Source organism: Microbacterium altimontanum (assembly GCF_058349865.2).
This window is the reverse complement of record NZ_JBYRJB020000001.1, coordinates 252969-278558: the sequence shown is the minus strand read 5'-3', so window position 1 is coordinate 278558 and position 25590 is coordinate 252969. Positions and strand designations below refer to the sequence as shown.

Below are 25590 nucleotides of genomic sequence, written 5' to 3'. Positions count from 1 at the left end.
CATCGGACGTCGGCTGGCTCCATCGTCCTCCACCGCCGCGGGGTATTCAAGACTCGCGACAAGATCATCGCGAATCTCGTCGACAACTTTCCGTGCGCGATATTCTCGACACGGGCGCGACGATGCCCGACGACGAGGTCAAACACGGGAGGCGGAGTGTCCACGACGACCGAGGCAGAGCCGGTGACCGAGCCGAATCTCACCCAGCGGCTGCGCGACGCGATCCAGAACGCCGAGTTCGCGCCGGATCAGCGGCTCATCGAAGCGGACCTCAGCGAGCGCTACGGCGCGTCCCGCGCCTCGGTGCGCACGGCGCTGCTGAACCTCACGAACGAGGGCCTCGTGGAACGGCTGCCGAACCGCGGCGCCCGCGTGCGCGCGATCACCGTCGACGAGGCGGTCGAGATCGTCGAGGTGCGCATGGGCCTCGAATCGCTGGTCGCCCGGAAGGCGGCGGAGAACCTGACGGCGGCGGATGCGGCGGCTCTGCGCGATCTGCGGATCCGGATCGAAGCTGCCTCCGACGCGGGGAACCTCGTCGAGTACTCCCGGGTCAACCAGGAGCTCGACCAGCGGATCCGTGAGATCGGCGGGCACGCGACCGCGACGCAGTTGCTGGAGCGGCTGCGTGCGCAGTCGGCCCGGCATCAGTTCCGGCTGGCGTTCGTGCCGGGCCGGGCCGCGACATCCGCACCGGAGCACGTCGCGATCATCGACGCGATCCTCGCCCGCGACGCGGATGCCGCCGAGCACGCCACCCGGCGGCACCTGGCCGGGATCATCGACGTGCTCCGCGGCATGGACTGACGCAGCCGCCGACGCCACACCGCGACATCCCACCGCGACTGAACACCAAACCGGCGGGTGAACACGATCCCGCGCGCAGTCTGATGTGCATTCGGCGGAATCGTACGATTTCGCCGTGCCCCGTCCGCCCGCACGGCCGGACAGGGCGAGGGCCCGGCCGGTCGGAACCGGGCCGGGCCCTCGCGCTGTGGCGGAAGGTCTACTGGAACGACGTCACCGTGTCGTAGCCCTTGCCGTTGTACTTCTGGACGACCACGGTCGACACGGCCGGCTGGCCGTCCTCGGTGGTGTTCACGGCGGTGCCCTCGAGCATGAGCGGTGCCTTGAAGTCGGAGATCGACCGCAGCGCCTTCATGAAGTTGTCGCGGGTCGGCTCCGTCGTCTTCGCGAAGGCCTGCTCCAGCGTCGCGCCGCTGATGTAGCTCCACACGCAGTGCGGGAACGCCGGCGTGTCCTTGTAGTTCGCGTACTCCTTGAGGTCCGACAGGAACTGCTTCATGTCGGCGTCGCCCGCGGTCGCCGGGCTCGACGCCGACTTCGAGAACGCCACGGAGTACACGCCGGGGAACGCGCTCGCCTTGCCCGGCTCGAGGATCGCGCCGGGGCTCGACGTGTTCGACGGCAGGAACCAGCTGGGCTTCCAGTTCAGCTGCTGCGCCTTCTGCAGCGACGTGATCATCAGCGGCGTGATCGACATCGCGTTGAAGAAGACATCGGCCTTCGTCGACGCCAGCTCGGTCAGCTGCGCGTCGACCGAGGTGTCGGTCGCCTCGTACGTGAGCTCCTTCGCGATCGTGATGTTCGACGCGCCCTCGATGCCCTTCTTGAAGCCCTCGACGTAGCCCTCGCCGTAGTCGTCGTTCTGCGACAGGATGGCGACCTTGTGCTGCCCGCTGGAGGATGCCAGGAGCTTTCCGAAGGCTTCGCCCTCGTTGATGTACGTCGGCACGAACCCGAGCTGCCAGGGACTCTCCTCCTTGTTGGAGAAGATCGGGTCGCCGGTCTCGACGAGCACCTGCGGCACCTTGTCGGCGATGGCGGCCTCACGCCACGCCCGGTTGGTCGGCGTGCCGAGGCCGATGCCCATCGCGAAGACCTTATCCTTCAGCTGGTCGTAGTTCGCCTTCGCCTTCTGCGGGTCGTAGCCGTCGTCGAGCGCCTCGATGTTGACCTTGCGCGTCTTGCCGTCGCCGAACTTGACGCCGCCGTCCTTCGCGTTCTTGGCGCCGAAGTACGCGGTGACGCCGGCGACGGTGCAGGTGCCGGGTCCCGCGGTGGCGCCGCTGAGCGGGGTGGTGATGCCGATCGTGACGCTCGTGTCGGTGATGCCGGGGCTCGCCGCCGCCGTGCCGCCGTCTCCGCCGTCACCGCCTCCGCCGCCGCGGGAGCAGCCCGCGAGGGCGAGCGCGACGACGGAGGCCATGGCGACGATGCCGACGGCGTTCCGAGCTGTTCTGCGCATGTTCATGCGTGACCTTGCCTCTCTGTTGGGATTCCCTCCGGTGCGGCGGCCGGGTCCGGCTCCGCGATCGGAGTGGTCTGATGGCGCCCTGGGTCGCCGGATCGTCCCCGGCGTGCGAGTCGCCGGATGACGCGGGGCAGCGACACGAGTCCGCCGGGCAGGACGAACAGGACGACGAGGAGGATCGCGCCCTGCAGCAGCGCCGTCGCGTTCGGGTCGACGATGTTCGTCAGCTGCGGCACGAGCACGTAGTACGCGCCGCCGATGAGCGAGCCGATGATGCTGGCTGCCCCGCCGATCACCATGGATGCCAGCAGGGTGATGGAGTGGCCGAAGCTCATCGTCTCGGGGGAGGTGTACTGCACGACCGCCATGTACAGGAAGCCGGCGACGCCGCCGATGAGCGACGCGACGGTGAAGGCCGTCACCTTGTACCAGTACGGCGAGATCCCCATCGACGACGCTACCGCCTCATTGCCCTTGACGATGGCGAATGCCCGTCCGTAGCGGCCGCGCACGAGGTTGCGGGTGAGCAGGAACACGATCGCCGTGATGAGGATGACGATGTACAGCTGCCACTGGTCGTCGTACAGCGGCGCCCAGTCGGGGGCGTCCGTGAAGCGTGCCGACATGCCCTGCGACCCGCCGGTGAGGTCGCCGAGCCGCTTCGCGAGCGGCACCCCGACGATCGGGAGGGCGATCGTCACCATCGCGATCGCCAGCCCGCCCAGGCGCGCGGCGGCCAGGGCGATGAGCAGGCCGACCACGGCGGGGCCGATGCACGCCAGGAGGAACACCAGGACGATGTTCCAGTCGTGCGTCACGCCGTAGGCGGTGATGTACGCGCCGAGGCCGACGAAGAAGATCTGGCCGAGCGACACCTGGCCCGTGTAGCCCATCACGACGTTCAGACCGAGCACCGCGACGGCGAACACGCCGATCCGGGCGATCGTCTGGTTCGCGAACTCGGGAAGCATGAGCGGGCCCGCGACGAGCAGCGCGACCACTACGACGATGAGCGCCCAGCGCACCCACGTGCGCTGGAGCAGCGGCGCGGCGGGGAGGGAGGAGAAGTTCGACATCAGACGCGCACCACGGCTTTCCGGCCGAACAGCCCTTGGGGTCGCACGACGAGCACGACGAAGATGAGGATGAACGGCACCGCGACCTTCAGGTCGTATCCGATGAACGGGATGTAGACCGCCGCGATGTTCTCGAGCACCCCGATGAGCCAGGCTGCGACGACGACCCCGACGGGGCTCGACAGGCCGCCGAGGATCACCGCGGCGAGGGCGTAGACGAGGGCGTTGTCCATCATTCCGGGGGTGAGCGTCAGCTGCGGGGCGACCAAGGCCCCGGCGACCGCCCCGAGCACCGCGGCGAGTCCCCAGCCGACCATGAGCAGCCGCCCGACGGGGAGCCCCGAGAACGAGGCCGACTGCGGGTTGACGGCCACGGCGCGCAGCGCCAGACCGAGCTTCGTGCCGAGGAACAGCGCCTGCAGGAGCACCATGATCGCCACGATCGCCAGGGTCGTGCCGATCGAGCGGATGCTGATCGACGCGCCGAGGAACTGGATGGTGTCGAGTGAGAACAGCGAGGGGAACTGCTGGTTGTTGTAGGTCCACAGCCAGCCGCACAGTCCGGTGATGAGGGTCAGCAGGCCGATCGTGACGACGACCGCCGTGTCGGGGTCGCCGCGCTCGAAGCGCCGCATCAGGTAGCGCTCGATGACGGCGCCCATCACGAACGAGACCACGATGGCGAGCAGGATCGCGAGGATGAGCGGCACACCCATCCCGGTGAACCACCACGCGATGTAGGCCGACAGCACCGCCATGCCGCCCTGTGCGAAGTTGATGAGGCCCGTCGCCTGGTTGACGAGGACGATCGCGAGGGCGAGCGCGGCGTAGATCGAACCGGTCGACAGGCCGTCGATGACGAGTTGGATGAACGTCCCCACCGGTCAGCCTCCCAGGTACGCGCGTCGGATCTCGTCCATGCCCTTGAGCTCGGCGGTCGTGCCGGTCAGGGCGTTGTGCCCGGTCTCCAGCACCGTCGCCGAGTCCACGAGCGTGAAGGCGAGGTTGGCGTTCTGCTCCACGACGACCATGGCGATCCCCGACTCGCGTCGCAGCCGCCCGATCGCCTCGTACACCGTCTTGGCGGTGCTGGGCGCGAGCCCGAGGGATGCCTCGTCCAGGAGCAGGAGCCGCGGCTTCGCCATGATCGCCCGCCCCACCGCGAGCATCTGCTGCTCGCCGCCCGACAGCGCCGAGGCATTGGAGCGGATGCGGTTCTGCAGCTGCGGGAACAGGTCGAGGCAGTAGTCGACGTCGTGAGCGACGGCCTTGCGGTCCCGGCGCAGGTAGGCGCCCACGCGGAGGTTCTCGCGCACGGTGAGATCGCCGAGCGTGCCGCGCCCCTCGGGAACGTGGGCGATCCCCAGCCCCGCCACCTTGTCCGGCCGCAGGCCACGGATGCTCCTGCCGTCGAACGTGATGCTCCCGCCGGCCCGCACCGTCCCGCTGATCGCACGCAGCGTGGTGGTCTTCCCCGCGCCGTTGGCGCCCAGGATGCCGACGGCACCGCCCTCCGGGACGGACAGCGACACGCCCTCGAGAACCTGGACCGGGCCGTAGAACGCGGTCACGTCCCTCAGCTCAAGCAGCGGCATCCGCAGCGTCCTTCCCGATGTAGGCCTCGATCACCCGCGGGTCCGACTGCGCCTCGGCGGCGGTGCCCGTCATGAGGGTGCGCCCGTGGTCGAGCACCATGACCCGATCGGTGAGGGCCGCGATGAGGCCCATGTGGTGCTCGACGATGACGACGGTGATGTCGTCGTCGTCGCGGATGCGCCGCACCGTCGCGATGAGCTGCTCGACCTCGGAGTGCGGCAGGCCCGCGGCAGGCTCGTCGAGCAGCAGCAGCCGCGGCTTCATCAGGAGAGCGCGGCACAGCTCGATGCCCTTGTGCAGGCCGTGGGAGAGTTCGTCGGCGCGGACGTCGGCCGCCCAGCCCAATCCGTTGCGCTCGAGCAGCGCCCGCGCCTCGTCGCGCAGGCGCCGCTCGGCGCGGGCGGTGTGCGGCAGGTGCAGCGCCCATTCCAACGGCCCGCCGGGCAGGCGGGTGTGCCCGCCCAGCAGCACGTTCTCCAGCACGGTCTGGTTCAGCTGGAGCGCGGGATGCTGGAACGTGCGCGCGAGGCCGTGCCGTGCGAGGGTCGCCGGGCGCGCGCCGCGCACCTCGTCGTCGTCGATCCGGATGGAGCCGCTGCTCGGCCGGTAATGACCGCTGATGCAGTTGAACAGCGACGTCTTGCCGGCCCCGTTGGGGCCCACGAGGCCGAAGATCTGGCCGGGCTCCACGTCGAGCCCGACGTCTTCGAGCACGCGGACGCCGCCGAAGTGCAGGCTCACGTCCTGCAACGTCAATCGAGCAGCCATCCGCGCCTCCTGTAGTCGTGCCGGCCGTGTCCGTGAGGCGAGCCGGCCGCGGGGCGGTGCCGACGGGTTCGCGTCCTCGCGAGCGAGGACCGACACTGTCCCTGGCATGGGACGGTACGGATCGTGGCGGGGATTGTCAACGATATTGGTGCGAGGATGGGCAGGTCTTTACCCAACCGTTGTCGACATCGGCGCGGGATTCGCAGGCCGGCACCAGGATCGCGGACGCCGACGGCGATCTCCGGGCCGCTTCCGTTGAACGGAATTCGCGGCATCCGTCCTCCCGCAGGGTGCATAACCTGCCTGGCGAACCGATACAGGAGGTCGACGATGACAACCGAATCCCTCGCCGAGGCCATCACCCGCGCCGGCGGCCCCGTCGCGCTGCTGCGCGACCAGGACTGGCCGGCATTCACGTTCCCCGTGGCCCCGGAGTTCACGAACTGGCGCGACGAACAGCGCGCGTGGAACACGACGGTCGCCCTCATGGACCAGTCGCATCACATGACGCAGCTGTTCCTCCACGGCGACGACCTCATCCCGATGCTCTCGGGGATCTCGCCGAACACCTTCGGCACGTTCCGCCCGGGCGTGGCGAAGCAGCTCATCGCGGTGAACAAGGACGGCTACCTCATCGGCGACGGCATCCTGTTCTACAACCACAGCGGTCCCGAGGGCCTCGTGCTCATCGGCCACCATCTGCTGATCGACTGGGTGCGGTACAACGCCGAGAAGGCCGAGGCGGCGGGCAAGGACGTGCACCACCGCCTGGAGGCGAATTCGCACATGCGGCAGGGGCCGCCCACGTTCTACCGCTACGAGCTGCAGGGCCCGAAGGCCGACGTGGTGATGGAGAAGGTGTTCGGGGGACCGGCGCCCGAGATCAAGTTCTTCCACATCGGCGACGTCACGATCGCGGGCCGGCCCGTCAAGGCGCTGCGTCACGGGATGGCCGGACAGCCCGGGTTCGAGTTCTACGGCCCCTGGGAGGACAACGAGATCGTGCTGAACGCCCTGCTCGAGGCCGGTGCAGAGCACGACATCCGCCGCGTCGGAGCCAAGGCGTACTCGGCATCGCCGCTGGAGTCGGGATGGGTGCCCACGCCCTTCCCGGCCATCTTCGACGACGACTTCGCAGAGTACCGCGAGTGGCTGCCGGCCGCCCGCGCCGGCTCGATCGGCGGATCGCTGTACTCAGAGGACGTGCACGACTACTACCTGACCCCGTACGACATCGGCCTCGGCAGGTCCGTGCGCTTCGACCACGACTTCCACGGGCGTGAGGCCCTCGAGAAGCATGCGGAGAACCAGCGGCGACGCAAGGTCACACTGCTGTGGAACGCCGAGGACGTCGCCGACGTCGTGCGCTCGCAGCTCGAGCCCGGGACGCCCGCGAAGTTCCTGGAGTTCCCGAAGGCGCGCTACGGGCTCTACCAGATGGACGAAGTCGTGAAGGATGGCTCGCGCGTGGGCATCTCCACCGACGCCGGCTACGTCGCGTACGACCAGCTGTACATGTCGCTCGCGACGCTCGACGCCGACATCCCCGACGGCGCTGAGGTCGAGGTGGTGTGGGGCGAGGATCCGATCTCCCACAAGCCGCAGGTGGACCAGGAGCACCGCCAGGTGCGCATCCGCGCCACCGTCGCACCCGCGCCGTACCACGAGTACGCCCGGACGGTGTATCGCGCGGACTCCTGACCCGTCGGTCGTCGCATGAGCGCCGTCGCGCGAGGCGCGCCGGACGGCGGCGCCGGCCGGTACCCTGGCGTCGAGGAGGACCGATGGCCCGGGGATCGGACGGCGAATCCGCGCTGCGCAAGCACCTGCGCGTGCTCGACGCGTTCGACGCGCTGCGCCCGTTCCTCACCCTCACTGAGATCGCGCAGGCGGCGGGGCTCGCGCCGTCGACCGCGCACCGCCTCGTGACGCAGCTGGAGGAGGAGGGGCTGCTCGAGCGGCTGCCCGATCGCACGTACCGGCTCGGCGTGCGGCTGTGGGAGTTCGCGTCGCGCACGCCCGGGGCGCTCGGCCTGCGTGAGCTCGCGCGCCCGTGGATGGGCGGCGTGCACGCCCGCGTGCGGCAGCACACGCAGCTCGGCGTCCGCAGCGGACGGGACGTGCTGTTCATCGAGCGGATGTCGACACGGGATGCCGTGATCAACGCCACGCTCATCGGCGGCCGGACGCCGCTGCCCGTCAGCTCGAGCGGACTCGTGCTGCTCGCGCACGCCGACCCGCGGCTGGTGGACGAGGTCATCGCCGCCGGCTGGCCGCGGTACACGGCGCACACGATCGACGACGGCGCGTCGCTGCGTGCGCGGCTGCGACGGGTGCGCAGCGATGGGTTCGCCGATCTCGCCGGCCACATCCACGATCAGTCGCGGGGGATCGCCGTGCCGGTGATGGGCCCTCACGGCGTCGTCTACGCGGCGCTCGGCGTCGTCGTGCCGAACGACGGGCGTGCCGCCCAGGGCATCGTCGAGCTGCTCACCGTCGCCGCCGCGGGCGTCACCCGCGCGCTCGAGGAGGCGTATCTCCCCGACGGCGCGCCGGCGCACGCGCGCGTGCATCCGCTCGTGAGCAGCTCCCTCGCGTCGCTGGACTACTTCGCGGGCCTCGGCGACGACAAGCCCGCCGTGACCCCCGCCCGGTAGCGGCGCCGCGGAGGAACCGCTCGCCTGTCGCACATCGACCTCCGCCGGCGGAAACACGGTCGATATGCGACAGGTGAGCGGTCCGGGCGCCCGGGCTCGACCGCTCGGGGGCCTACCGGGTGCCGGTCGTGCGCCAGCCGCCGTGGTACTCCTGGCGGGCGGTCTCGGCGTAGGGCACCGGGCTCACCACGGCACGCACCGCGATCTGCTCGTGCGGCTCGACGGTCGTCTTGCGCGATCCGCCGTCCGGCTCGCCCCACACCACTCGCACCTCGGCGCCGATCGGCACGTCGCGGTCGACGGTCGCGAGAGACAGGCCGCGCCGCTCGTTCGCCGTGACGCCGGTGAACAGCGACAGCCCGACGGTGTTGCCATCGGCGTCGATCACGGCGTCGTAGTTGCTCGATCCGTAGTTCGCGTTCGGCAGATCGAAGAACTGGTAGCCCGGGCCGCCGCGGTCGAGCACCGAGGCGAGGATCTTCGCGAGGTCCTCGTCGTTCCAGGCGAGCGTGACCTTCGTGCGCTGCTGCTCCGGGTCGAGCTTCTCGAGCGCGTCGCGGCCGATGAAGTCATGGTCGAACTTCACGAACGATCCGTAGCCGAGCTCCCACGGGTTGAGGTAGTAGTCCTCGATGTCGTCCGAGACGAACGATCCGGCCAGCGCGTTGATCGCCTCGTAGCTGTTCGCGGGCAGCCACTCGCGGAAGCGCCGCTCGATCTCGCCGCCCGTGTAGATCGCGGGAAGCGGCGAGGGGATCCACCCCGACTCGAGCGTGTTCGAGGAGTACGCGCGCGACCCGCACGGCTCGATCCCGAACTCCCGGCCGGCTTCGAGGATCGCGTCGCGGATCTTGCCGTGCTCCGCGTAGGGCCCCCACAGCTCGAGGCCGGGCGCGCCCGCCATGCCGTGGCGCAGCGTGCGCACCTGGGAGCCGGCGATCGTCATGTGGCCCATGTGGAAGAACCTGACCTTGTCGACGGTGCCGCCGGCGAGCTTCTCGATGATCTGCCACGCGTTCGGACCCTGGATCTGGAAGCGGTAGTAGTCGCGGTGCACCGCCTCTCCGTACGGGCGGGAGGGGGAGCGGTCGTCGTAGCGGAACTCGACGTCGTATCCGCCGGTCTCGGCGTGGAACTGCAGCCAGTTCGCGCCCGGCGCGCGGCCGACGTAGACGTACTCGTCGGGCGCCTCGTGGAAGAGGATGCCGTCGCCGATCACGCCGCCGTTCGACGCCGTCGGCACGAACTGCTTCGCGGTGTCGACGGGGAAATTGGCGAAGGAGTTGACGCCGGTGTCGCTCAGCAGCTTCAGCGCGTCGGGTCCGGACAGGAAGAAGTTCACCATGTGGTGGGTCTGGTCGTACAGCACGGCCGTCTCGCGCCACGCCTTCTGCTCGCGACGCCAGTTCGTGAACTCGGCGGGGACCACCGGGTAGATGTAGGTGCCCAATTGCGAGTCGCGGAGCATCTGCACGATGTTCCCCTTCTCGTCCAGCAGCTGCTGCAGGTTCTCGGCCATGGAATCTCCCTCGATGTCTGGCGGGTGCCGACGCGCAGTGCGCGCCGAAGCGTCGATGGCCCTCATGTTAGGCCGCTTGAGACCCTATGTCGATAGGTATTTGAGATAGTGATCCGAGGGAGCCAAGATTGTTGACAATATCTTGACCAATGTGCCGCGGTGTGTTTGTCTGGTGCCGGAACGGCCCTTCCGGGCGCGGTCACGTCGATGAGGAGTCACATGGCAGAGCGCACCCCCTCCCTCCTGGTCGTGAGCGCCCACGCGGGCGACTTCGTCTGGCGCGCCGGGGGAGCGATCGCCGCCGCGACGATGCGCGGCGAGCGCGCCGTCGTGGCGTGCCTGTCCTACGGCGAGCGCGGTGAGTCGGCCAGTCAGTGGCTCGCCGGCAAGGGTCTCGACGAGATCAAGGCCCTGCGGCGGGACGAAGCGTCGGCCGCGGCCTCCGCCCTCGGAGCCGAGATCGAGTTCCTCGACTTCGGCGACTATCCGCTCCGCGAGAGCGACGAGGCCGTCGCGGCCCTTGTCGACGTGTACCGCCGCACGCAGCCGACCGTCGTGCTGACGCATCCGCTCGTCGACCCCTACAACGGCGACCACCCGGCCGCCGCCCGCATGGCTCTGCAGGCGCGGGTTCTGGCGCAGGCGATCGGCGTGGCGAACTCCGATGGCTCGTACCCCTCGAAGGACGACATCATCGGCGCCCCGCCGGTCTTCTTCTTCGAGCCCCACCAGAGCGAGCAGTGCGACTTCAAGCCGAACGTCCTGCTCGACATCACCGATGCCTTCCCGCGCAAGCGCGCGGCGATGGAGTGCCTCCCCGCGCAGAAGCACATGTGGTCGTACTACACCGACCTCGCGGTGCGCCGCGGTGTGCAGGTCAAGCGCAACGCGGGGCCCAACCTCGGGCTGCCGCACGAGACGATGGGCGAGGCGTACATGCGGTACTACCCGGAAGTGACCGGAGTCCTCCGATGAGCGGCGTCGTCGTCACCGACATCGCGCGGACGGATGCCGCGATCGTCGACGCGCTCGCCGTGCACGGCGTCGCGACGGTCCACGAGGCGATGGACCGCACCGGCCTGGTCGGCGCGACGCTGCGCCCGATCCAGGACGGGGCGCGCGTGGCAGGCACCGCCGTGACGGTGCTGAGCTGGCCGGCCGACAACCTCATGATCCACGCCGCGGTGGAGCAGTGCCGCGCCGGCGACGTCCTCGTCGTCACGACGGTCTCGCCGTCGGTCGACGGCGCGTTCGGCGAGCTGTTCGGCACCGCACTGCACGCGCGCGGCGTGCGCGGGCTCGTCACGACGACAGGGGTGCGGGATGTCGCGGAGCTGCGCGAACTCGGATTCCCGGTGTGGTCGGCGACCGTCAACGCGCAGGGGACCGTGAAGTCGACCGGCGGTTCGGTCAACGTGCCCGTGGTGCTCGGCGGTACCATCGTGCGCCCCGGTGACGTCATCGTCGCCGACGACGACGGCGTGCTCTGTGTGCCGCGGCAGGATGCCGCATCCGTCCTCGCCGCCGCCGACGCCCGCGTGCAGAAGGAGGCCGACGACCGCGCGGCGTACCGGAATGGCGACCTGAGCCTCGACCGCAAGGGACTCCGGCAGAGCCTCACCGACCTCGGCGTCACGTATATGACGCAGCAGGAATACGATGCCCGCTGACCTCCCCCACGCCGACGCCGTCCGGGACGGCATCCGCTGCATGCTCCTGCGGGGCGGCACGTCGAAGGGCGCGTACTTCCTCGCCGAGGACGTGCCGGCCGAGGCCGCCGTGCGCGACGACCTGCTCCTGCGGATCATGGGCAGTCCCGACCCGACGCAGATCGACGGGATCGGCGGCGCGCATCCGCTGACGAGCAAGGTCGCGATCGTGTCGGCCTCGACCGACCCCGACATCGACGTCGACTACCTCTTCCTGCAGGTCGCGGTCGACGAGCCGGCCGTGAGCGACAAGCAGACCTGCGGCAACCTGCTCGCCGGCGTCGGCCCGTTCGCGCTCGAGCGCGGGCTCATCGCCGCCGCAGCGCCTGCGGCGACGGTGCGGATCCGCCTCGTCAACACCGGCGACGTGGCCACCGCAACCTTCGCCGTGCGTGACGGGCGTCCCGACTACGACGGGGCGCAGTCGATCGACGGCGTGCCCGGCACCGCCTGCCCGATCGACCTGGAGATCGCGCCGTCGCGCCCGCTGCTGCCCACGGGAAACGCCGTCGACGAGGTGGCGGGCCACCGGGTGACGCTGGTGGACGACGGGATGCCGGTGGTGCTGATGGATGCCGCGGAGTTCGGCGTCGACGGCACCGAGGCACCGGCAGAGCTCGAGGCGCGCACCGACCTGCGCGCGGAGGTCGAACACGTGCGCCGGGAGGCCGGGGAGCTGTTCGGGCTCGGCGACGTGGCCGAGCAGAGCGTGCCCAAGATGTTCCTGCTGTCGCCGCCGCGCTCGGGCGGCGCGATCGGCACCCGCGCCTTCATCCCCGCGCGCGTGCACACGTCGATCGGCGTGCTGATGGCGGCATCCGTGGCCGCCGGACTCCGGATCCCGGGGACCGTCGGCTCTGCCCTCGCCCGCGTCGACGACGCCGACGAGACGCCGATCGAGCACCCGAGCGGGGTGTTCACGGCCCGCGTCGGCGTCGAGCAGGGCGCCGACGGAGTGTGGCGGGCGACCTCGACGTCGGTGCGCACCGCACGCAAGCTCTTCGACGGGCGGGTCTTCCCCCGCCCGCGCATCTGATCCGTCCCAGCCGTCAAGGAGGAACCGTGGCACATCAGGAGAACTTCGACCTCGCGCACCTCGGCGCGATCGAGCTGTTCACGCCGAAGTTCGAGGAGAGTCTGCACTTCTTCCGCGACATCTGCGCGATGCGCGAGGTCGCCCGGATCGGCGACTCCGCCTACCTGCGCACGTGGGACGAATACCAGCTCTACTCGCTCAAGCTCACGGCGTCCGACACGAACGGCGTCGGGCGCACCCTGTTCCGCGCGACGAGCCCGGCGGCGCTGGACCGCCGGGTCGCCGCCATCGAGAACGCGGGCCTCGGGCACGGATGGCGCGACCCCGAGGTGGGAGTGGGCCGGTCGTTCGAGTTCGAGGACCCGGACGGCCACGTGATGGCGATCTACTACGACACCGAGCACTACGTGCCGGATGACGAGGACCGCCCGGCATTGAAGAACCAGGCTTCCGCGTATCCCGGCCGCGGCATCAACGCGCGCCGCCTCGACCACATCAACTACCTCGCCGCCGACGTCGATGCCGCCGGCGAGTTCTGGCGCGACGTGATGTTCGCCCGGGAATCGGAGCGGGTGCGGATGGACGACGGGCATATGGCCGCCTGGTGGTTCCGCTTCCACCAGAAGTCGTACGACGTCGTGTATTCGGAGGACTGGACGCGTGAGCGGGGGCGGTTCCACCACTTCGCGTTCGCGCCCGACTCCCGGGAGGACATCCTCAAGGCCGCCGACATCTGCCTGGAGAACGGCATCTACATCGAGTACGGCCCGTACAAGCACGCGATCAACCAGACGTTCTTCCTGTACGTGTGGGAGCCGGGCGGCAACCGCATCGAGTTCGCGAACGCGCAGGCGCGCCTGCTGCTCGACCCCGACTGGCCGGTCGTCGAGTGGAGCCAGGCCGAGCGCGCGAAGGGCCAGGCGTGGGGCATGAAGACCGTCGCCACGTTCCACACGCACGGGACGCCCTACGTCGAGAACCAGGAGGAGATCGACCGTCAGGCGCTCGCCGGCCACTGACCGCCGCGCCTACGGCGCGACGACCGGGAACCGGTGCGGCTACGGTGCGACGAAGAGACCGGCCTCGGCGTCGGCGGGAGCCTGCTCCTTCAGCTTGAAGTGCTGCTTCTTGCCGGTCGCCGTGTAGGGCAGCTCGTCGACGAACGCGTATCTCCGGGGCCGCTTGTAGTCGGCGAGCGACGCGCTGGCGCGCAGATGCTCATCGAGAGCGGATGCGGCGGCCACCGCATCCGTCACCGCACCGTCCCGTGGCAGCACGTAGGCCACGACGAGCTCACCCCACTGCGGATCGGGCAGACCCACCACGATCGAGTCGGCGACCGCCGCGTGCGTCGAGAGCACCTCCTCGACCTGCACGGGATGCACGTTCTCGCCGCCCGAGATGATCATGTCGTCCTTGCGGCCGACGATCGTCACGATCTCATTCTCGTCCCACGTCGCGAGGTCTCCCGGGTAGACCCAGCCGTCGCGGAACTTCTCGGCCTGCTCCTCGGGGTTGCCGAGATACGCGTACCCCGACTTCACCGACCTCATGATGACCTCGCCGATCTCCTGGCCATCCTTGCGGGCGTGCTCGTCGGGTGCGGAGATCCGGTCCTGCTGCACGCGCACGACGGCGACGTCGTCGTCGAGGCAGGCGCGTCCGGCGGCGCCCGCCGCCGCGGGCAGGTCATCGGGACGCAGATACGTGTTCCAGAACGCCTCGGTCGTGCCGTAGCCGTTCGCGATGCGGGGCGTGAGCACGCGCTGGTAGCGCAGTGCGGCATCGTGCCCGAGCGGCGCTCCCATCGTCACGACGCCGTGCAGGCTCGACAGGTCGCGGGGGTGCGCCTCCTGCTCGTCCGCAAGCAGCTGCAGGTTCGTGGGCGCGCCGATCACGTACGTCAGCCGGTACTGCTCGATGCCGTCGAGCACGGTGGCGGGCGTGAACTGCGGCAGCGTCACGACCTCCGCACCGACGAAGAACGCCGTGTTCGGCCCGGCGCAGTAATTGCCGCCGCGATGGAACCACGGCGACATGTTCATCGTCTTGTCGTTCGGGCCGAGCGGGAAGTGCATCACGACGTCGTGCGCGGTGAGCACCTCGTTCAGGCTCGTCAGCGGCACGGCCTTCGGCATGCCGGTCGTGCCGCTCGTGTATAGGCGCGACGTCTCATCCCACGTGCTCGCGTCGTCGGGAGCGCGGAACGAGGGAGCGTCCGCCGCCAGGAGCTCCTCGAACGGGATGGCGCCGTCGAGCAGCTCACCGCCGACGGCTGCGAGGATGCGGGGAGCGTGATCGGCGATCTGCAGAGCGGCGGCGACATTCGCCGCATCCGTCCCGTCGTAGACGAACACCGCCGGCTTCGCCTGGTCGAGGATGTGCGCAGTCTCGGCGGGCGCGAGCCGGAAGTTCATCGGCGAGCTCACGGCGCGCAGCCCCTGCGCGGCGATGTAGAGGAACGCGAACTCCGGCGAGTTCTTCAGCTGATAGCAGACGCGCTCGCCCGTGCCCACCCCGCGCGAGCGGAGTCCCTCGACGAGGCGCCCCGTCGTGTCGCCGAGCTCGGCGTACGTCCACGATCGCCCCGACGGCGGATCGGTCAGGGCCGGGCGGCTCGCGTATCGGTGGGTGTTCCGCTCGAACGCCGCGGCCCACGTGAAGTGGTGCTCGAAAACCCGCTTCAGCTCGCTCGGATCGTAATCGGTGTTGCCGACCATGCTTCCTCCTCCTCGAGGCTGTCGTCAGCATAGCGGCCGCGGTCCGGCCGACGATCGTCGGCGATGGCTCCGTCGCGCTGGTGCTGCACCTTCCCGCTCATGCGCCTGAGTTTTCCTGGCGCATGAGCGGGAAACTGCCGCCCCTGGTCGAACGAGGGCGCATCCGCAGGATGCTGCAGCATTCGCGGCGCCGCGGTTCGGCGTGTACCTGCCCCTGCCCGCTCCGAGGACTCAGCGCCAGACGTCGGCGGCGATGTCGACGACCGAGCGGATCTTCGCCCACTGCTCGTCCTCGGTGAGCGTGTTGCCCTCCTCGGTCGAGGCGAAGCCGCATTGCGGGCTCAGGGCGAGCTGCTCGAGCGGCACGTACGCCGTGGCCTCATCGATGCGGCGCTTGATCTCGTCGGGGTCCTCGAGCTCGCCGGTCTTGGTCGTGACGAGACCGAGCACGACGGTCTTGTCGCCCTTCGGCAGGAACCGCAGCGGCTCGAAGCCGCCGGCGCGGTCGCTGTCGTACTCGAGGAAGTACCCGTCGTACTGCACGACGTCGAGCAGCTGCTCGGCGACGGGCTCGTACCCGCCCGACGAGATCCAGGTGGAGCGGAAATTGCCGCGGCACACGTGCGTCGTGACGACGAGGTCGTCGGGCTTGCCGTCCAGCACGCGGTTCAGGATGTCGGCGTACCGCTCGGCGATGCCGTCGGTGGAGATGCCCCGATCGCGCGCCTTCGCGAGCTCGGCATCGCTGCACAGGTACGCCCACGCGGTGTCGTCGAGCTGCAGGTAGCGCGCGCCGGCGTCGTAGAACGCCGCGAAGGCGTCGCGGTACGCCTGTACGAGGTCGTCGACGATCGCGTCGCGACCGTCGTAGGCCGAGCCGACGATGTGCCCGGGCTCGAGGCGGAAGTCGAGAACGGTGGGCGACGGGATGCTGAACTTCGGCGTCGCACCGGTGGTGCGCGCCAGGAGGTCCTTCAGCGACGTGAAGTGCTCCAGGAACGGATGCTGCGGGTCGAACCGGATCGGACCGGAGATCTCCACGCCCCGCGGCTTGGTCTGCACGCCCTGGAACTGGATGCCGTGGTCGAGTTCGACGATCTCGACGCCGTCCAGGAATCCGAAGAAGTCGAAGTGCCACCACGAGCGGCGGAACTCGCCGTCGGTCGCGAGGCGCAGGCCGGCATCGGCCTCCTTCTGCACGAGATCGGCGATGGCGGCGTCTTCGGCGGCGCGCAGGCCCGCGTCGTCGAGCGCGCCGTCGGCGTGGCGACGCCGCGCGTCCTTGAGAGAGGCGGGACGCAGGAAGCTTCCGACGATGTCGGCACGATACGGAGGAGTGGTCACCGTGCGATGGTAATCCGGCGCCCGCGGGTCGACGCATCCGGGTGTCATCCGGCGTCATGCGGCACGCCTACGCGCCCGGCTCGCACAGCGCAACCCCCGCGACGGACCGCGCCATGCCGCCGTACCGTGGCGGACAGGCACACGGAGCGACGTTCATCGGAGTTCCACGGCGCACAGGGAGCGATGTCCGTCGTCGCCCAGGAGAGGAAGGGGTCCGGTATGACCACGGTGAGCGATTTCGTCATCCAGCGGGTGCGGGAGTGGGGAGTGAGCCGGGTCTTCGGCTTCCCCGGCGACGGCATCGGTGAGTTCGACGGCGCTCTCGAGAAGGCGCAGCGCGAGGAGAACGGACTGGACTACGTGCGGCCGACGCACGAGGAGATCTGCGCCCTCATGGCCACGGCCCACGCCAAGTTCACCGGCGAGGTGGGAGTGTGCATCGCGACATCGAGCCCGGGTGCGTTCCACATGGTCAACGGCCTCTACGACGCGAAGATGGACAATCAGCCCGTCGTCGCGATCGTCGGGCAGCAGGGGCTGAACGCCTTCGGCACCTCGAATCAGCAGGCCAGCCACCTCGAGCGCACGATGGCCGATGTCGCCGTCTACGTGCAGACGGTCGTCTCGCCGGCGCAGGCGCAGGCCGTGGTCGACACCGCGTTCCGCACCGCGCGCACCCGGCTCGGGCCGGCGGTCATCATCCTCCCGCACGACATCCAGGGCATGGAGTTCACGACGCCGACGCCGGAGAACTGGGTGTCTCGCTCGAGCGCCGTCGCCCCGTCGACGCGGATCCGGCCGCCGGAGGACGACATCACCCGTGCCGCCGCGATCATCAACGCCGGCAAGAAGGTCACGTTCTTCGTCGGGCACGGCGCCAATGGCGCGACCGACGAGGTGCTGGAGGCCGCGCGCCGGGCGGGTGCCGGCATCATCACGGCGCTGCGCGGCAAGCAGGTCGTCCCCGCCGACGTGCCGTTCCACTCGCAGCAGCTGGGCCTGCTCGGTTCGCTGCCGAGCTACCACCAGATCAAGGACTGCGACACCCTCGTCTTCCTCGGCACGAACTACCCGTACGGCCAGTTCCTGCCGCCCACCGGCCAGGCCCGCGCCATCCAGATCGACCTGAAGCCCGAGCAGATGGGGCTGCGCTATCCGACCGAGCTCAACCTGTGGGGCGACGTGAAGACCACGCTGGAGGCGCTCATCCCGCACCTCGACGTCAAGACCGACCTCGGCTGGCAGGAGAAGATCGCCGCCGAGATGGTCGACTGGGAGAAGGAGATGGAGGCGCAGGCGAAGCTCACGTACGACGACGGCGTGAACCCCCGCCGCGTCTACTTCGAGCTGAACCGGCGGCTGCCCGCGACGGCGATCGTGACGGCGGATGCGGGCACCACGGCCGACTGGTACGGCCACCACATCCGGCTGCAGCGCGGGATGATGGGCGACCTGTCGGGACGGCTGGCGTCGATGCTCGCCGCGATGCCCTACGCCGAGGCGGCGAAGTTCGCCTACTCCGAGCGCCCGGTGATCTGCACGATCGGCGACGGGGCGTTCCAGATGCTCGGGATGAACGAGCTCATCACGATCAAGAAGTACATGAAGCAGTGGTCCAACCCGCAGCTGATCATCCTGGTGCTCCACAATGACGACCTCGCCCAGGTCTCCTGGGAGATGCGCACGGAGGATGCGAACCCGGTCTGGAACGACTCGCAGGTCGTCGAGTCCGTCGACTACGCCGGCTGGGCGGAGCTGCTGGGATTCACCGGCATCAGGGTGCACAGCGACGACGAGGTGGAAGCGGCCTGGGATCGTGCGTTCGCGACGCAGGGCGTCACGCTCATCGACGCGTACACCAGCCCGAACATCCCGCCGCTGCCGCCGCACATCACATTCGAGTTCGCGAAGAACACGGGTGAGGCGCTCCTGAAGAACGACCCGCGCGCCGGCGCGGTCATCCGCGACACGGCGAAGGCGGTGCTCACCGAGGGAGTGGAGCGCGTGAAGAACACGCTGCACATCGGCGGCGACGACGACGAGAATGCCGGTCGTTGAGCGCCCTTCGACTCGGGACTTCGTTCCTCGCTCAGGAACCGGGCAGCGAGTCGAAACGATCCCGCGCTACGACACCCGGTACGCCTCGGCATCCCGCTCTCGCAGGGTCAGACCGTTCCCGGGCACGTCCGGTGAGAGGCGGATGCGCCCGCCGCTCGGGTCGGCCGTGCCGTCGAAGAACATCGCCTCGATGCGCACGTGGTCGTGGAACCACTCCGCGTGCCGGGTGTTCGGCACCGCCGCCGCGACGTGCGCGTGCGCGTTGGGGGCGCAGTGCGCCGAGACATCCAGATTCAGGGATGCCGCGACCGCGGCTCCTCGCATCCACTCGGTGATCCCGCCCACGCGGGTGACGTCCAGCTGCATGCAGTCCACCGCGCCCGCTGCGCACATCCGCTGCACGTACGGCACGTCGAACGCGTACTCGCCGGCTGCGACATCCGCCGTCACCGCATCGCGGACCTCGCGCAGGCCGGGGAGATCGTCGGAGGAGACGGGCTCCTCGAACCACCGCACATCCTGATCGGCGCAGGCGTCGAATACCCGGATCGCCTGTTTGCGCCCGTATCCGCCGTTCGCGTCGACGAACAGCTCGGCGTCGGATCCGATCACCTCGCGCGCCTGCCGGATGCGGGCGAGATCGCGCGGCACATCGTGCCCCCACGACTGCCCGATCTTGATCTTGACCCGCGGGATGCCCTGCTCGTGCACCCAGTGCCCGAGCTGCGACGCCAGCTGCTCGTGGGAGTATGTCGTGAAGCCGCCGCTGCCGTACACCGGAACCTCGTCACGGGTGCCGCCGAGCAGGCGGTAGAGCGGAAGGCTCAGCAACCGCGCCTTGAGGTCCCACAGGGCGAGGTCGACGGCCGACAACGCGCAGCCGGCGATCCCCGCGCGGCCGGTGTTCCGGATCGCCGTCACCATGGCGTGGAAGCACGCCGCGGTGTCGAGCGCCGACGCCCCCTCGACGAGCGGACCGAGCGTGTCCGAGATCACGCGTGAGCACGCCGGCGCCCCATACGTCCAGCCGAGACCCGTCACATCTCCCGACCGCGCGTGGACGAGCACCATCGTCGTCTGCGACCAGGCGATCGTCCCGTCGGCCTCGGGCGCATCCGTCGGAATCGTGTACACCCGCACCGCGAGGTCGTCGATGCGGGGATCTTCCGTGTTCACGCGAGCGCCTTCCGGTGATGCGCCGTGGACGTGCGCTGCACGAGGCGATCGGCCGCCCGCGCGGCGAGCGCCATGATCGTCAGTGCGGGGTTCGCGCTGCCCTGGGTGGGGAGCACGCTGCCGTCGGTGATGAGCAGGTTCGGCACGGCGAAGCTCACGCAGTCGGCGTCGACCACGCCCTGCGTCTCGTCGGCGGCCATGCGCGCCCCGCCGACGAGGTGCGCCGACCGGTTGATCGTGATGACGTGCGTGCCTCCCGCGGCGTTGAGGATGTCCTCCATCACGTGGCGCGCGGCATCCAGCAGCATCCTGTCGTTCTCGCAGTGCGAGTAATCGAACCGGGCGACCGGCAGCCCGTAGCGGTCCTTCTCGTCCGCCAGGGTGACCCGGTTGTCGGCCTGCGGCAGGAACTCGCACAGCGCACCGAGGCACGCCCAGTGCACGTAGTCGCTCATGTGGTGCCGCAGCGACGCGCCCCAGTGGCCCTGCGCCATCACGTGCTCGGCCCAGGTGATCGGCAGCGGCGAGACCGTCTGGATCGAGAAGCCGCGTTTGTACGGCTTCGTCGGATCGGTCTCGTAGAACTGCTCGGTGCTCACCTCGGGCGGAGGTCCCTTGAACATCCGCACCTCTTCGTCGAAGCGCCCGGCGGTCTGCGGGGCGCCCTGCACCATGAGGTACCGGCCGACCTGATCGAAGTCGTTGCACAGTCCGTCGGGGAACCGCTCGGTGGCGGAGTTCAGCAGCAGACGCGGCGTCTCGATCGAGTAGCCGGCGATCGCGACCATTCGCGCGCGCTGGAAGCGCTCCTTCCCGCGGTACAGGTAGTGCACGCCGGTCGCGTGCCCGGTGTGCTCGTCGATGCCGACCCGGCTCACCATCGCCTCGGCGCGGATCTCGGCGGCGTGCGCCAGCGCGTCGGGCACGTGGGTGACCAGCGGCGACGCCTTCGCGTTCACCTTGCAGCCCTGCAGGCAGAAGCCGCGGTAGATGCAGTGCGGGCGATGCCCGAACCGGCCGTTCGCGATCGCGACGGGGCCGACCTTCGCGGTGATGCCGAGTGCCAGTGCGCCGCGCTGGAACAGCTCGCCGTTGCCGGACACCGGATGCGGGCGGTGCGGGTAGGAGTGCGGATCGCCCCACGGCCAGTCCTCGCCGGCGACCGGCAGCTCGTTCTCGATCGCCGAGTAGTACGGCTGCAGGTCGTCGTACGCGAGGGGCCAGTCGGCCCCCACCCCGTCGGCGGTCAGGGTGTGGAAGTCGCTGGGGTGGAAGCGCGGGGTGTACCCGGCGTAGTGCACCATCGATCCGCCCACGCCCCGGCCGGAGTTGTTCGAGCCGAGCGGCACGGGATCGGTGCCGCCGATCACCCGGTTCTCACCCCAGTAGAGGTGGTGGGATCCGGCCTCGTCGCTGACCCAGTCGTGCTCCGGCTGCCAGAACGGGCCGGCGTCCATCGCGACGACGCTCCATCCCGCGCGCGCCAGGCGCTGCATGAGGGTCGATCCGCCCGCCCCGCAGCCGACGATGACGATGTCGACCTCGTCGTCGTCGTCGAACGTGCGCATCTGCTCGCGCAGCCGCGGCTCCTCCCGCGAGCCGTCGGGCGTCAGCAGCCATGCCGATTCATTGCGCTCGCGCACCGTGCTCATCGGGCGTCACCGCCGTCCGTCGGCGAGTCCGGCCCGAGGTCGGGGCGCCGGTCGTGGACCTCGAATCCCTCGAGCCGGTCGACGCCGAGGTTCTTGTACCCGCGGGGGTAGGCGGGCCCGTCGAAGCCGATCTCATCCCACGCCCAGGGGTGCGAGTAGAACGCCGTGCAGGCGTACCGGGTCCACAGCGACCAGACGCGCGACGCCGGGTAGCCGTGCCACGGGCGCTCCTCGAGGGCATGGATGTCGTTCAGGATCGCCGACTGGTCGTCCCATTCGCAGTCGGCGAAGCGCCGGTCGCACCGCGCCCGGGCGTCGTCGTCGAGATGTCGCAGGGTGGTGCGCCACGCCTCGTCGTCGGGGGGAAGCTCGGCGTAGTGCCACCCGTCGGTCTGCTCCTCGGCGAGCCGGGTGTCGACGAGCTGGAAGACCGGCACGCGGGGGTCCTCGCGCTGGTCGAGGAGCTGGTCGAAGAGGGCCCGGGCAGTGGCCTCCTCGTCGGGAGTGAAGAACCGTGGATCGGGGAGGCGCCCGATGCGCGCGGCGACGACGGCCTGCGTGGCCTGGTCCCAGTGCGCCGCGTGGGCGAGCACGTCGAAACCCGGGAACCGCCCACCGCCGGCGGAGGGGTCGAGCGGCAGCGTCGTCATTCTTCACGCCTCAGGATCGCGGCGAGCACGCCCATGCCCCCGACGAGCGTGACCAGCAGCGGCGCGAACAGCGGCGGCCCCATCTCGAGGTTGTACCGGAGGTTGCGCCATCCGCCCGGCTTCTGGTGCACGCCGCGTCCGTGCAGCCACACGCCCTGCAGTCCGTTCGCCACGATCGTGGCCGAGGCGAGGGGGAGCGCGGTCTTCGCGAGGCGCTTGCTGAACACGCCGGCGACCCCCGCGACGGCGCCCACCGGACCGAGCACGACGGGGACCCACATCCATTTGTTCCCGAAGCTGGCCTTGTCGTGCTCGAAGAAGATCTCGGCCGCCGTGGCGACGGCGCCGGCCGCGGTGAGAGCCGAGAGACTTCGCTCGAAGCGTCCGGTCTCGATGTTGTGCACGAGATGATCGATTCCGTGCAGCGTGGTCGTCGTCGGCCGTCGTCGTGACATGGGGCCTCCTCGCTCCGGGTGGGTATGGCTCCAGCATCCGCCCGCTACCGGGGGAGAGGGAAGGGGTTGCGAACTCGGGGCGACGGTGGCACCCTGCCGGCGTCCCAGGTGCGCATTAGAGTGGTCCGGTGCCCGCTCCGGTGATCAGTGCTGCGAACCTCGTCAAGGCGTACAAGGTGAAGGGTAAGCCCGACTTCCTCGCCGTCGACGGCCTCGACTTCGAGGTCGCCCCGGGCGAGTCGTTCGGCCTGCTCGGGCCGAACGGTGCGGGCAAGTCGACGACCATGAAAATGGTCGGCGCGGTGTCGACGCGCACGTCGGGGACGCTCGAGATCCTCGGGCTCGACCCCGACCGCTACGGCCCCGAGATCCGCTCGCGCCTGGGTGTTGTGCCGCAGGACGACAACCTCGACGGGGAGCTCAACGCCCGCGAGAACCTCTACGTCTACGGCCGCTACTTCGGGCTGCCCGGAAAGGTGTGCGCGCAGAAGGCCGACGAACTGCTCGCCTTCGCACAGCTCGGCGACAAGGCGAAGAGCAAGGTCGATCAGCTCTCCGGCGGCATGAAGCGGCGCCTCACGATCGCCCGCGGGCTCATCAACGATCCGCGGATTCTGCTGCTCGACGAGCCGACGACGGGACTCGACCCGCAGGCGCGTCACATCCTGTGGGACCGGCTGTTCCGGCTGAAGGAGCGCGGCACGACGCTCGTGCTCACGACCCACTACATGGACGAGGCGGAGCAGCTCTGCGACCGGCTCATCGTCGTGGACAAGGGACGCATCATGGCGCAGGGCACGCCCGCGTCGCTCATCCGCGAGCACTCGAGCCGCGAGGTGCTGGAGCTGCGGTTCGGCTCGAGCAGGAACGAAGAGGTGGCCGGGCAGCTGGCCGGAATCGGCGACCGCCTCGAGGTGCTGCCTGACCGCATTCTGATCTATGCGCACGACGGCGAGGCGGCGCTCGACCGCGTGACGACGACCGGGCTGCAGCCGCTGACGAGCCTCGTGCGCCGCGCGAGCCTGGAGGACGTCTTCCTGCGCCTGACCGGAAGGTCGCTGATCGAATGACCCTGCCACCGGCTCAAGGCGGACGGGATGTCTCGACACCGACGCATCCGTCGCTCGATGAGCTGCGCGCCGAAGCGCTCGCGGCGGGCCGCAAGCCCCGCCGACGCGGCACGCTGTACGCGACCGAGCACATGCTGCGCGCGATGCGCGCGTACGGCTGGACGATCGTCGTGGGCGCGCTCGGGCAGCCCCTGGTGTACCTGTTCGGCCTGGCGATCGGTCTGGCGGCCCTCATCCGGCAGGACATCCCGACCGCGAGCGGCGGCAGCGTGTCGTACCTCGTCTTCGTGGCTCCGGCGCTCCTCATGACGGCGACGATCGCCGTCGCATCCGAGGAGTTCACCTACCCGGTGATGGCGGGATTCAAGTGGCGACGCTACTTCTACGGCTTCAACGCCTCGGCGCTGTCGTCGCCGCAGATCGCGAACGGGGTCGCGCTCGCCGCCTCCGCTCGCATGCTGTTCGCCGGCGGCGCCTACTACCTGTTCATCTGGGCCTTCGGGGCGGTCTTCCCGCTCGTCACGGTGCCGGCGCCGCCGACCGGGTGGCTCTCCATCCCGGTGGGCCTGCTCGCGGGTCTCGCGTTCGGGATGCCGCTGATGGCGTACTCCGCGTCGCTCGAGGAGGACAAGGGACAGTTCGCCCTCGTGCAGCGGTTCCTCTTCATGCCGATGTTCCTGTTCTCCGGCACGTTCTTCCCGCTGACGTCGCTGCCGATCTGGCTGCAGTGGATCGGCTGGATCTCGCCGCTGTGGCACGCGACCGAGCTCGGGCGCATGGCGAGCTTCGGTGAGCCGGTCGATGTCGCGATGCTGATCGTGCACCTGGCGTACCTGCTCGTCCTCGCCGGCGGCGGCTATCTGTTCGCCCGCCGCATCTTCACGCGGAGGCTCGCGAAATGACCGTGGTCACCGAGGACCTCCAGCGACCGGATGCGTCGACCCGCCGCGGCGGCGTGCGCGCGCTGTGGGCAGGAAACCCCTGGGCGGTGGTGCAGCGCGGTCTCATCGCCGCGCGGTCGTCGAGCTGGGTCGTCATCCTGTCGGGCTTCTTCGAGCCGGTGTTCTACCTTCTGGCGATGGGTCTGGGCCTGGGAGCGCTCGTGGGTGATGTGCAGCTGTCGGGCGGCGCGTCAGTGCCCTACGCGGCCTACATCGCTCCGGCGCTGCTGGCGGTCTCGGCGATGAACGGCGCGATCTACGACTCCACCTGGAACGTGTTCTTCAAGCTCAACTACGGCAAGCTCTACGAAGGCATGCTGGCGACCTCGCTCGGCCCGCTCGACGTGGCGTTCGGCGAGATCCTCTACGCGCTGCTGCGGGGGCTGCTGTACGCGTGCGGGTTCATGGTGATCATGCAGGTCGCGGGGCTGAACCTGTCGCCGACGGCGATCCTCGCGCTCCCGGCGGTGCTGCTGATCGCGTTCGGCTTCGCGAGTCTCGGAATGGCCGTCACGAGCTACATGAAGACGTTCCAGCACATGGACTGGATCAACATCATCCTGCTGCCGATGTTCCTGTTCTCGGCGACGCTCTACCCGATCTCGATCTACCCGGGGTGGATCCAGGGTGTGATCATGGCGTTCCCGCTGTGGCACGGCGTCGAGCTGATCCGCGCCCTGACGACGGGAGTGTTCACCGGCGCGATGGTGTGGCACATCCTCTACTACCTCGTGATGATCGCGTTCGGCCTGGTCTTCACGACCAAGCGCCTCCGCGCCCTCTTCCTCGACTGACCTCCCCCTCCCTCCCGCTGCGTGAGGTGACAGAAGTGGCCGGTATGAGGGGCTTCTTTCCAGCCACTTCTGCCACCTCACGCGCTCGAGGGTC

The 25590-nt window shown here is 69.6% G+C and carries 23 protein-coding genes; 11 read left to right on the top strand and 12 right to left on the bottom strand.

Going from position 1 to position 25590, the window contains the following annotated elements; translation table 11 throughout:
- Positions 1–156 precede the first annotated feature (156 nt).
- Positions 157–807: a GntR family transcriptional regulator gene (locus tag AC3RX1_RS01185; protein WP_491499398.1), complete on the top strand. Its 651-nt coding sequence runs from the start codon at positions 157–159 to the stop codon at positions 805–807.
- A 199-nt stretch (positions 808–1006) separates the two neighbouring features.
- Here AC3RX1_RS01185 and AC3RX1_RS01180 read toward each other — a convergent pair whose 3' ends face one another.
- The 5 genes from AC3RX1_RS01180 to AC3RX1_RS01160 are packed head-to-tail and all read right to left on the bottom strand — an operon-like array spanning position 1007 to position 5715.
- Complete coding sequence (locus tag AC3RX1_RS01180) at positions 1007–2269, bottom strand: ABC transporter substrate-binding protein (RefSeq protein ID WP_491499397.1); 1263 nt, start codon at positions 2267–2269, stop codon at positions 1007–1009.
- A gap of 2 nt (positions 2270–2271) precedes the next feature.
- Positions 2272–3351, bottom strand: a complete 1080-nt coding sequence (locus AC3RX1_RS01175) for a branched-chain amino acid ABC transporter permease (RefSeq protein WP_491499396.1) — start codon at positions 3349–3351, stop codon at positions 2272–2274.
- The gene (locus tag AC3RX1_RS01170; protein WP_491499395.1) at positions 3351–4232 is read right to left on the bottom strand and encodes a branched-chain amino acid ABC transporter permease; all 882 of its coding nucleotides are present in this window, start codon (positions 4230–4232) and stop codon (positions 3351–3353) included. The genes AC3RX1_RS01175 and AC3RX1_RS01170 overlap by 1 nt, the downstream gene beginning before the upstream one ends.
- A 3-nt stretch (positions 4233–4235) precedes the next feature.
- Positions 4236–4946 carry an ABC transporter ATP-binding protein gene (locus AC3RX1_RS01165; RefSeq protein WP_491499394.1) on the bottom strand — a complete coding sequence of 237 codons (711 nt, stop codon included), beginning with the start codon at positions 4944–4946 and terminating at the stop codon, positions 4236–4238.
- Complete coding sequence (locus tag AC3RX1_RS01160) at positions 4933–5715, bottom strand: ABC transporter ATP-binding protein (protein WP_491499393.1); 783 nt, start codon at positions 5713–5715, stop codon at positions 4933–4935. Before AC3RX1_RS01160 ends, AC3RX1_RS01165 begins: the two co-directional genes overlap by 14 nt.
- Positions 5716–6045: 330 nt before the next feature.
- Between AC3RX1_RS01160 and AC3RX1_RS01155 the strand changes: the two genes are divergently transcribed.
- Both AC3RX1_RS01155 and AC3RX1_RS01150 read left to right on the top strand, forming a co-directional pair.
- Positions 6046–7416: an aminomethyl transferase family protein gene (locus AC3RX1_RS01155; protein WP_491499392.1), complete on the top strand. Its 1371-nt coding sequence runs from the start codon at positions 6046–6048 to the stop codon at positions 7414–7416.
- Positions 7417–7499: 83 nt separating this feature from the next.
- Positions 7500–8372, top strand: a complete 873-nt coding sequence (locus tag AC3RX1_RS01150; RefSeq protein WP_491499391.1) for an IclR family transcriptional regulator — start codon at positions 7500–7502, stop codon at positions 8370–8372.
- 112 nt (positions 8373–8484) lie between these two features.
- Here the strand turns inward: AC3RX1_RS01150 and ligM are convergent, their stop codons facing one another.
- Positions 8485–9891 (bottom strand): vanillate/3-O-methylgallate O-demethylase, encoded by a 1407-nt coding sequence (gene ligM, locus AC3RX1_RS01145; RefSeq protein WP_491499390.1) that lies wholly within the window; start codon positions 9889–9891, stop codon positions 8485–8487.
- 219 nt (positions 9892–10110) lie between these two features.
- Here ligM and AC3RX1_RS01140 point away from each other — a divergent pair, with 219 nt between their 5' ends.
- Genes AC3RX1_RS01140 through AC3RX1_RS01125 form a run of 4 tightly spaced genes read left to right on the top strand, consistent with a single transcriptional unit; the run spans position 10111 to position 13655 of the window.
- On the top strand, positions 10111–10866 hold the full coding sequence (locus AC3RX1_RS01140) for a PIG-L deacetylase family protein (protein WP_491499389.1): 756 nt from the start codon (positions 10111–10113) through the stop codon (positions 10864–10866).
- On the top strand, positions 10863–11561 hold the full coding sequence (locus AC3RX1_RS01135; protein ID WP_491499388.1) for a 4-carboxy-4-hydroxy-2-oxoadipate aldolase/oxaloacetate decarboxylase: 699 nt from the start codon (positions 10863–10865) through the stop codon (positions 11559–11561). Before AC3RX1_RS01140 ends, AC3RX1_RS01135 begins: the two co-directional genes overlap by 4 nt.
- Positions 11551–12636, top strand: a complete 1086-nt coding sequence (locus AC3RX1_RS01130; RefSeq protein ID WP_491499387.1) for a PrpF domain-containing protein — start codon at positions 11551–11553, stop codon at positions 12634–12636. The genes AC3RX1_RS01135 and AC3RX1_RS01130 overlap by 11 nt, the downstream gene beginning before the upstream one ends.
- A 26-nt stretch (positions 12637–12662) precedes the next feature.
- Positions 12663–13655: a VOC family protein gene (locus AC3RX1_RS01125; protein WP_491499386.1), complete on the top strand. Its 993-nt coding sequence runs from the start codon at positions 12663–12665 to the stop codon at positions 13653–13655.
- A gap of 39 nt (positions 13656–13694) precedes the next feature.
- Here the strand turns inward: AC3RX1_RS01125 and AC3RX1_RS01120 are convergent, their stop codons facing one another.
- The gene (locus tag AC3RX1_RS01120; protein ID WP_491499385.1) at positions 13695–15356 is read right to left on the bottom strand and encodes a class I adenylate-forming enzyme family protein; all 1662 of its coding nucleotides are present in this window, start codon (positions 15354–15356) and stop codon (positions 13695–13697) included.
- Positions 15357–15587: 231 nt separating this feature from the next.
- The gene (locus AC3RX1_RS01115) at positions 15588–16700 is read right to left on the bottom strand and encodes a 5-methyltetrahydropteroyltriglutamate--homocysteine S-methyltransferase (protein WP_491499384.1); all 1113 of its coding nucleotides are present in this window, start codon (positions 16698–16700) and stop codon (positions 15588–15590) included.
- Between the two features lie 219 nt (positions 16701–16919).
- Between AC3RX1_RS01115 and AC3RX1_RS01110 the strand changes: the two genes are divergently transcribed.
- On the top strand, positions 16920–18758 hold the full coding sequence (locus tag AC3RX1_RS01110) for a thiamine pyrophosphate-requiring protein (RefSeq protein ID WP_491499383.1): 1839 nt from the start codon (positions 16920–16922) through the stop codon (positions 18756–18758).
- A gap of 66 nt (positions 18759–18824) precedes the next feature.
- Here AC3RX1_RS01110 and AC3RX1_RS01105 read toward each other — a convergent pair whose 3' ends face one another.
- Genes AC3RX1_RS01105 through AC3RX1_RS01090 form a run of 4 tightly spaced genes read right to left on the bottom strand, consistent with a single transcriptional unit; the run spans position 18825 to position 22691 of the window.
- Complete coding sequence (locus AC3RX1_RS01105) at positions 18825–19934, bottom strand: enolase C-terminal domain-like protein (protein WP_491499382.1); 1110 nt, start codon at positions 19932–19934, stop codon at positions 18825–18827.
- On the bottom strand, positions 19931–21586 hold the full coding sequence (locus AC3RX1_RS01100; protein ID WP_491499381.1) for a GMC family oxidoreductase: 1656 nt from the start codon (positions 21584–21586) through the stop codon (positions 19931–19933). Before AC3RX1_RS01100 ends, AC3RX1_RS01105 begins: the two co-directional genes overlap by 4 nt.
- Positions 21583–22236, bottom strand: coding sequence for a gluconate 2-dehydrogenase subunit 3 family protein (locus tag AC3RX1_RS01095; RefSeq protein WP_491499380.1), 654 nt, complete (start codon positions 22234–22236; stop codon positions 21583–21585). Before AC3RX1_RS01095 ends, AC3RX1_RS01100 begins: the two co-directional genes overlap by 4 nt.
- Positions 22233–22691 carry a hypothetical protein gene (locus tag AC3RX1_RS01090; protein WP_491499379.1) on the bottom strand — a complete coding sequence of 153 codons (459 nt, stop codon included), beginning with the start codon at positions 22689–22691 and terminating at the stop codon, positions 22233–22235. Before AC3RX1_RS01090 ends, AC3RX1_RS01095 begins: the two co-directional genes overlap by 4 nt.
- A 128-nt stretch (positions 22692–22819) precedes the next feature.
- Between AC3RX1_RS01090 and AC3RX1_RS01085 the strand changes: the two genes are divergently transcribed.
- The 3 genes from AC3RX1_RS01085 to AC3RX1_RS01075 are packed head-to-tail and all read left to right on the top strand — an operon-like array spanning position 22820 to position 25496.
- The gene (locus AC3RX1_RS01085; protein WP_491499378.1) at positions 22820–23761 is read left to right on the top strand and encodes an ABC transporter ATP-binding protein; all 942 of its coding nucleotides are present in this window, start codon (positions 22820–22822) and stop codon (positions 23759–23761) included.
- Entirely contained in the window at positions 23758–24663 is a 906-nt protein-coding gene (locus AC3RX1_RS01080) for an ABC transporter permease (protein ID WP_491499377.1), read from the top strand. Before AC3RX1_RS01085 ends, AC3RX1_RS01080 begins: the two co-directional genes overlap by 4 nt.
- The gene (locus tag AC3RX1_RS01075; protein ID WP_491499376.1) at positions 24660–25496 is read left to right on the top strand and encodes an ABC transporter permease; all 837 of its coding nucleotides are present in this window, start codon (positions 24660–24662) and stop codon (positions 25494–25496) included. Before AC3RX1_RS01080 ends, AC3RX1_RS01075 begins: the two co-directional genes overlap by 4 nt.
- Positions 25497–25590: the final 94 nt, after the last annotated feature.